The sequence below is a fragment of the Vibrio sp. D173a genome, assembly GCF_030248475.1.
The window spans coordinates 1-7,918 of record NZ_JAHGAH010000305.1 but is presented as its reverse complement, the minus strand read 5'-3'; the positions used below and the strand labels follow the sequence as shown (position 1 = coordinate 7,918).

6 protein-coding genes and 1 pseudogene are annotated in these 7,918 nt (G+C 42.3%); 5 read left to right on the top strand and 2 right to left on the bottom strand.

Annotated features, from left to right (window positions below; all coding sequences use genetic code 11):
- Window positions 1–116: 116 nt before the first annotated feature.
- Complete coding sequence (locus KIV40_RS24810) at window positions 117–542, bottom strand: universal stress protein (protein ID WP_285351843.1); 426 nt, start codon at window positions 540–542, stop codon at window positions 117–119.
- Between the two features lie 156 nt (window positions 543–698).
- Window positions 699–950, bottom strand: coding sequence for a DUF6482 family protein (locus tag KIV40_RS24805; protein WP_005426417.1), 252 nt, complete (start codon window positions 948–950; stop codon window positions 699–701).
- Between the two features lie 378 nt (window positions 951–1,328).
- Here KIV40_RS24805 and KIV40_RS24800 point away from each other — a divergent pair, with 378 nt between their 5' ends.
- The 5 genes and pseudogenes from KIV40_RS24800 to KIV40_RS35490 form a co-directional block, all read left to right on the top strand.
- Entirely contained in the window at window positions 1,329–2,900 is a 1,572-nt protein-coding gene (locus tag KIV40_RS24800) for an ABC-F family ATP-binding cassette domain-containing protein (protein ID WP_285351842.1), read from the top strand.
- 160 nt (window positions 2,901–3,060) lie between these two features.
- Window positions 3,061–5,217, top strand: coding sequence for a prolyl oligopeptidase family serine peptidase (locus tag KIV40_RS24795; RefSeq protein ID WP_285351841.1), 2,157 nt, complete (start codon window positions 3,061–3,063; stop codon window positions 5,215–5,217).
- Window positions 5,218–5,891: 674 nt separating this feature from the next.
- Window positions 5,892–6,443 carry a helix-turn-helix domain-containing protein gene (locus tag KIV40_RS24790; RefSeq protein WP_005531935.1) on the top strand — a complete coding sequence of 184 codons (552 nt, stop codon included), beginning with the start codon at window positions 5,892–5,894 and terminating at the stop codon, window positions 6,441–6,443.
- Complete coding sequence (locus KIV40_RS24785; protein WP_010647288.1) at window positions 6,412–7,221, top strand: VUT family protein; 810 nt, start codon at window positions 6,412–6,414, stop codon at window positions 7,219–7,221. The genes KIV40_RS24790 and KIV40_RS24785 overlap by 32 nt, the downstream gene beginning before the upstream one ends.
- A gap of 604 nt (window positions 7,222–7,825) precedes the next feature.
- Window positions 7,826–7,918, top strand: a pseudogene (locus KIV40_RS35490) (IS66 family insertion sequence element accessory protein TnpB); the annotation flags it as partial.

Sequence of the window (7,918 nt, the reverse complement as noted above, 5' to 3'; positions counted from 1 at the left end):
ATCAACACACCCTAATAAAAGAAGAATAAAAGAACACAAAAAAGCCGCCATCACAGGCGGCTTTCGATTATCTTTTGGCTATCTCTCGCGTCGTTACTTTCCGCTTTCTGTTCAGCCTAGTCGTGGATAGGTACAACCAAAATATCAACCGGAGACTTGTTGATCAAATGTCTTGAGTAAGAAATGATCTTGCTCCAGAAATCTTGGTGGTGACCACAAATCAGTAGGTCGACTTCTTGTTCTTTAATGGTCGCTTCTAGTTTGTCTGCCAAGTCACCGGTGCCGACAAAGAAGTGCTTCAACGGTTGCTCCATGTAATCGTTGAAGGATCTCAAACACTCCATAGAGTGCTCATTCAGCGGTCTTTGCTCTGGGTCCGCTTTGATATCAACAAGCTCACGATAAATCTCACCATGAGTACCGTCGATATGGATAAATGATATCTCGGAGCCGAGATAACTCGCCATAGATACAGCGCGGTCAATCAACACAGTACTCTCATCAGACAGTTCCAGTGCGACTAGGATATGTTTGTATTTCATAACCATGCCCTTTTGTGGAATACGTTACTAATAGCATAGTATGTCTTGGCGAAAAAATGTGTTGCTAAGATGCCGAAATTGCTCAAAAAGGTTTTGGCAAATTATCATCAGCAGAGCAAGTGGAAGGCAATGATAAAAATAGAAAAAGAGCCGGTATCAGTACCAGCTCAATTCAATCTCTAAAGGCATGTCACAGCGTATTTTCTCGCCGCACATCTCATCTGAAGCATTGAGGTGAACCAGTTTTGCTGATGAGTAGCTGCTGCCACGAAAATGATCCCTTGCTTCACAAAGGCTCGCGAACGTTAGCGGGCTTTTGTTTTCATTTAATATCAGTGATCTTGTCTGGTTTTCTACGTTGTAAGCGAGGTAGATGCCACCCTCGACTGATTCAATCAAAAGATTCATAGCCGTTTCCCTTGGTGTGTCACTCTCTGGATATTACGGCGAGCGATAGAATTTAGTTCACTTCCTGTGTTTGAATTCGTTTTTCCTAGATCTCGCTCGTGACAGAAGTCGCTTGCTTTTTATACAAGAAAACCTTTAGACTTTGTCCATCACTTCTTTAGGAGATTACGCCAACATGAACAACTAAACCTGTCATCCAACTCTCATTTTATTTTTTGGATTTACAGGGTTAGTAGGCGTAGCTCACTTACCGATATTTCTTTGCAATCATCTCGCTTCTGTTTGAATCGTTTTTATGGGCGAGTGTCATTGCATCGATCTCATCTCTAGATTTATCTCAAGCTACGGCTGTTGTCCCTGTCATACAGGAGGCAAATTATGCCAGTTTTACAGGCTTACAATATCAGTCATCAATTTGGTAACGGCGAAACACTGTTTCAGCAAATCTCATGTTCTATGACCAAACGTCGTGTTGGGTTAGTCGGACGCAACGGTGTCGGAAAATCGGTGTTTGCATCAATACTCAGCGGTGAGCAAACCCCGGCCAGTGGTACGATCACCTTACCAAGGTCATTTGCAGTATATCGTCAGCAACCATCGCACTTGTTAGATGGCGACCTTTCGATTGCCCAGTTTTTAGCAAAGGACAAAGTGCTAAGCGCACTCAAGCAGATCGAAATGGGCGATTGCTCTGAACATTTGTTTGAGGTAGTGGGCGAACAATGGGATTTGCCGATTCAACTTGCTAAGCAGCTTACAGATATGGGCTTACCGCCACAGCCAGACTTCCCTTGCTCGCAATTGAGTGGCGGACAGTTAGCGCGTTTGCAACTGTGGCAGTTGTTCGACAGCGAAGTGGAATTGCTGATCCTTGATGAACCGTCGAACCATCTCGATACGCATGCCAAGCAGTGGTTGATTCATTCGATGCGCAGTTTCTCAGGCGCGATTTTGCTCATCAGTCATGACCGAGAATTGCTGCGCGAGATGGAAGAAATCTGGGAGCTATCCGGTTTAGGTTTGCAAGTGTTTGGGGGTAATTACGATGTGTATGCCGAGCAAAAGCGAACAGAACTGCAAGCGGTGGAACGCCAATTAGCCAGTGTCGAAAAGCAAAAGAAACATTTGGAAGAACAAGCTCAGCGCAATCGCGAGAAAGCGGAGCAAAGAGCGGCTCAAGGTAACAAGTTGAGAAAGGATGGCAGTCAGCCAAAGATCTTACTTGATGGAATGAAAGACAAAGCCACAGCACGAGCTGCCAGTCGCAATAAGAATGAGCAACTTCGTCAAGCGCATCTGCAGGAGAAAGAGCAAAGCTTGCGAGCGCGTAAAGAGCAAATCAAAGGGCAAAAACTGTATTTGGCAGACAGTCAAAGCCGCTCACGAAAAGTCGTATCGTTATTAGAAGCCGTGTTGCCATTTGGGACTGCTCAACCTATTACTGCGCAAGTTCATGCGGATGATAAGGTACATTTGTTGGGCAAAAACGGATGCGGTAAATCGACCTTACTGAAAACCCTGTTGGGCGAGTTCTCATTGCAAAGTGGTGATCTGCAAGTCAATACGCCGCTTTATTACCTCGACCAGCATTTTGGTGCGATTCAACCTGAACTCTCCATGTTGGAAAACCTGACGCAACATTGTGAGGGGATGAAAGAAAGCGATGCCAGAACATTACTAGCAGGCATTGGCTTTCGTCGAGACAGTGTATTTCGTTTGGGGAATGTATTAAGCGGCGGGGAGAAAATGAAGCTCGCGATGCTGATTGTCAGTCATCAACCAACTCAGCCTTTATTGCTCTTGGATGAGCCGGATAATCATCTCGACTTAGATTCGAAAATCATGCTCGCTCAGGCATTAAATGCTTACCGAGGCGGTTTTATTCTTATCAGTCATGACCAAGATTTTGCCGCGGAGTCGGGTGTGTCTCGCTGCGTTGAACTGAGCTAACACCAATCAGCGATAAACCGAGGACTGTCTATCTCACGGGGCAAAGTAACTCACTTTGTCTCCGTGGATTCACAGTTTTATTCAGACGATTAGAATCATTTCTCCGATATAGGTAAGATGCTTGATGCATTACACAAAACAAAAACAGAAAAGGAAGTCTATGAAAAAGAAAACCTTAGCATTGGTGACGGCGTTTGCGATGACGGGAATGTTGCCGAGTGCGTATGCAGAAGACTCAACAAAAAAGCTGGTTGAACACGTACACAAAATGGCTGTGAAGTACCCAACGACAAAGAAAGTCGATGTGGAAGATGAGTATTTTGGGACTAAAGTCAGTGACCCGTACCGCTGGTTAGAAGACGACGTTAGCAAAGAAACCGCAGATTGGGTCAAAGCGCAGAACCAAGTCACGTTCGATTACTTGGCGCAAATTCCTTATCGTCACCAGATTGAAGAACGCTTAACTCAGTTGATGGATTACGAGAAGTTAGGGCGTCCATTCAAAGAAGGCAAATACACTTACTTCTACAAAAACGACGGTTTGCAAAACCAAGATGTGCTTTACCGTCAACTCGATGATGGGAAGCCAGAAGTTTTCCTCGATCCTAATACCTTTAGCGAAGATGGCACGACTTCACTGGCGAATGTGAGCTTCACCAAAGATGGTTCTTTAGTCGCTTACAGCATTTCAGAAGGCGGTAGCGACTGGCGCAAAGTGATTGTGCTTGATGCCGAAACCAAAAAGCCAGTTGGTGAGACGCTAGTGGATATTAAGTTCAGCGGCGTGAATTGGCTGGGGAACAAAGGTTTCTACTACTCAAGTTACGATAAGCCAGAAGGCAGCGAGCTTTCGGCAAAAACCGACCAACATAAGCTTTACTATCACGAGCTAGGCACTAAGCAGAGTGAAGACAAGCTTATCTTCGGTGGTACAGATACGGAGAAGCATCGATACGTTCGCGGTTACACTTCGGACGACCAACGTTACCTATTTATCTCAGCAAGTACGTCAACGTCGGGCAATAAACTGTTCTTGAAAGATTTGACCAAGCCAGACAGTCCGCTGCAAACCATTTTGGATAACACCAATTCTGATACTTGGGTGATTGATAGCAAAGGCACCAAGCTGTATTTGGTCACTAACTTAGATGCACCAAACAAACGTGTAGTGACGGTGGATGCGAGTAATCCTGAGCCAAAGAATTGGAAAGATCTAATCCCTGAAACTGACAACGTGCTTAGCCCATCAACTGCAGGTGGTTACCTGTTCGCAAGCTACATTGTTGACGCGCTTTCGATGGTCAAACAATACGACATGGACGGCAAGTTCATTCGTGAAATGAAGCTACCAGACATCGGCAGTGCTTACGGCTTTTGGGGTAAGAAAGAAGACGCTGAAGTTTACTACTCTTTCACCAACTACAAGACGCCAAGCACGACCTATCGCCTAGACATCAAAGGCGGTGACAGCGAGGTTTACCACAAATCGAACGCACCATTCGATCCGGCACAATTTGAATCTCGTCAGGTGTTCTACAAATCGAAAGACGGTACCAAGATTCCAATGATCATCACTTACAAAAAAGGCACGCCGATGGACGGCACTGCGCCAACGATTTTGTATGGTTATGGTGGTTTCAATATCAGCCTGACGCCTTACTTTAGCCCAAGCCGAGCGGCATGGTTGGAAATGGGCGGTATCTACGCTGTTGCGAACATCCGTGGTGGTGGCGAGTACGGCAAAGAGTGGCACAATGCTGGCACCAAGTTAGAGAAGCAAAACTCGTTTGATGATTTTATTGCCGGAGCTGAGTTCCTTATCTATAAAGACTACACCTCATCAGACAAGCTTGCGATTAATGGTGGCTCGAACGGCGGCTTGCTCGTCGGGGCAGTGATGACGCAGCGCCCAGAGCTGTTTAAAGTGGCACTGCCGGCAGTTGGTGTATTGGATATGCTTCGCTACCACACCTTCACGGCAGGAGCGGGCTGGGCTTATGACTACGGTACCGCAGAGCAAAGTAAAGAGATGTTCGATTACCTCAAAGGTTACTCGCCAGTTCATAACGTAAAAGCCGGCGTTAAATACCCGGCAACTATGGTAACAACCGGGGATCATGATGATCGCGTGGTGCCAGCACACTCCTACAAATTTGCGGCCGAGTTGCAGTCGAAACAAGCAGGTACAAACCCAACCTTGATTCGAATCGAAACCAATGCAGGTCATGGTGCAGGTACACCGACTAGTAAGGTTATCGAGAAAACCGCGGATGTTTATAGCTTCACTTTGTTCAATATGGGCGTCGAAAAGCTGTAAGCGAGAGGTTAGCTTACAGCTTGGACTTAAGTTCATTTTCAATGAATCACAACGCAGTCTTCGGGCTGCGTTTTTTGTTTTTCAGTGCATAAAAAATAACTTTTTAGAGTTAAATTGATTAAAGATGCAAATTAAGGGAGTGTTTAGTGTTTGTCGTAGGAGCTTGCATCATTTCAAAGTGTTTTATTCCAGCGTAATACCTTCTTAATTCAATTTGTGAACAGCTATGATGCTTATCAACTAGATGAGATATAAAAAAACTCGGTCACGTATCAAGGGCTAGATAAAAGTAAAAAAAAAGCCTCGTCTATAAATTGGCGAGGCAACTTGAAGTGATGTTCCGGAAGCTCATTACTGTACAAAAAACAGAAAGGGCTTCATAGCTAGAGGGAGGCAGAACTTCACTCAAGATCAAAGGGCAAGGGTATTGAACTTTCTTGACCCCGAATTACGTGAGTCGTCGAGTAGGCTTTGTGTAATTCAGACCAAGAAAAGTAAACAGTGATGACTTTGATGACTTTAAATTGTTGATAAAATACATTTTAATTGTAGATTTTCATCTTTTTGCAACTTTTGGTTGTTTCGTGCAAGTATAATGAAACTTTTTGCAAGAGATATGACCTTAATTTTATATAATGATTTAGGCTGAATGTGTGATGGGGAGGCGATAGTTAGTGAAAGATGTCAACACTCTTGGTGGAAGGTTAAACGAGGTACTTTTCATGAAAGGGATGTCAGCAGCAGAGCTGTCTAGAAAAGTAAGTATTGAAGCTGGATATATCAGTAAGATACTGAATAACAAAATAAAAAAGCCTCATAAGAATATGAGGAAAATTGCCGAATCTTTAGATGTTTCCTATGAATGGCTGATGACGGGGAAAGAGGTATCTGGAGGTTATGAGAAACTACATGACATTGAGTCTTTAGTTAATAGTGAGTTTCAAAAAATTGGAACGTTTGAAACAGATATGCCTATTTCAAAATTTGAGAAAATTATTTATCATGACGACTCGATAAATATAGTCACAACACGAAAACTCGGAGGTGGCTTATATTTGTTTAGAAGAGAGGGAGACATAATAGAGCTGTATCGAGAAGACAACTTTCTGACGATGAGTTGGCATCCAGATTCACCCAAGAAAACAGACTCTCCCATTGGCAAGGTGATCTCTAGAATTAACAGGGAACATATTAATGATAAGAAAATTGAATTTATTAAAAATTGAAGACGGCTTGGTTTATTACACTAATGAAGACAATGATTGCGTTTTAAAAGAAACGCCGCATGAACTTGTTTCTCGAGGAGTTGTCAGGCTCTTTGACTGTAAACAAGACAGAGATTCAATCTATGCAATGACCTCAATGACAAAGCTGGATATTAAATGGTACGCATTTTTGTCTAGCCTTTATTTATGCGCTTTGCTCGTTGCTATACCCATGTCACCACATACGGTAAAAATTTTTGGAACGTTCCAACCTGCTGGTATTCTAATTTTTCCAATAACGTTTGTTATTTTAGATGCAATAAATGCAACATTGCGATATGAATATGCAAAAACAACAACATATTTTGGAGCTGGTCTCTGCGCTATTTCTTCTGGCCTGATTGCTTTAACATTCTATACGTTTGATATCGACGGTGCATATCACCAAGTCTTCTACCCTCTGATTAAATTATACCTTATCAATAGTTTATGTATATTATCAGCAGATCAAGCTAATAATATGATATTTAGAGCATTAAGCTCGAAGCTTTACAAAGCACCAATCTGGCAAAGATCTATTATTTCCAGTGTTGTAGGGCAAGCATTATACACTATTATCTGGATTGGACTATTCTTCAACACATCAACATCGCTTACATTACTTGAGAAAATCTATGATAACTACTTATTCAAGATAGTTTACGCTATTGTTTTAATTCCTCTGTTATATGCATTAGTCTTTACTTACAAGCGTATAAGAGAAAAACAAGGAATTTCTTGCAAAGAAATGCACGTCTAATAAATGACCTAAAGTTTGTATTCATAAGACTTAGACACTCACGATTTAGCCAGACTCCTCTGAGAGTTTGGCTTTTTACATTTCAACTAAAATAGGTTATCAAAATGTATAGATCTCTTTACTCTAAAAGTGAGTATTCCGAATAAAGGTAAACTCATCTTAGTAATCTTATTGTCTTCCTAAATTACTAAGTAGCCGTGTAATAAGCTTTTAAAAAACTACTGATAAATAAAGCCTGCTCTATATTCAATACTTCTTACCACTATAAATGCTTATTGAGTTTCCATCTATTTCCGCACAGATCCTTCGAGATGACTTGTATCAATATAAAATCAAAATATAAAAGTAAATAGGCCACTCATTATCGAGCAGCCTATATATTTTTAGGCCCTGTAATAGGCTTGTTTAGTTAGGAGTAAATGCCATTGATAACATTTTTTTCATAAATGCCTTTCGCTCTCGCGTAGGAAATATTTGCTACTGCACCGAAAAGTTCTTGTGTTGGTTCCTTTGCTAGTTCCAACGTAAGCGCTCCATAAAGCCCGCATTCTAATCGCCTAGCGCGAAGAATAAGATCAAGTCTCCAACCATGAGGAGATTTGAAATGGGAAAACGACACACTAATCAAGAATGGCAAACGCTCATCGAGCAGTCTGAATCGAGTTCATTGTCAACGCTTGCATTTTGTAAGCTTAAT